Annotated in this window: 1 pseudogene; it reads left to right on the top strand. The window is 43.5% G+C overall.

Annotation, left to right across the window (positions count from 1 at the left end):
- A pseudogene (locus tag DWV68_RS14295) lies at positions 1–248 on the top strand (hypothetical protein); the annotation flags it as partial.

The following is a 248-nucleotide window of genomic DNA, read 5'->3' as shown; positions in this document are numbered from 1 at the left end:
GTAGGAGTAATGGCAATTGGCGCAGGAACAGCAGCATATGGCTTTTCAAATACAGTAGAAGGTGGTCAGGATGTTTATGCAGGAGTAACAGGAGACCCAAGAATGGTATCGGTTAATCCAATCCGTGATACATTATTTGCCAGCAATCCGGACCTCTATTATTTAATAGGAAATGTTTTGACAATCTCAGCTTCTCTGATACTGACCGGAGGAATGGCAGCAAATGCAGCAGTAAGTGCAGGAACATC

The organism is Roseburia sp. AF12-17LB (genome assembly GCF_003479605.1).
GTDB lineage: Bacteria > Bacillota > Clostridia > Lachnospirales > Lachnospiraceae > Roseburia_C > Roseburia_C amylophila.
Note: the sequence above shows the minus strand (reverse complement) of the source record. Positions and strands in the feature narration are given on the sequence as shown.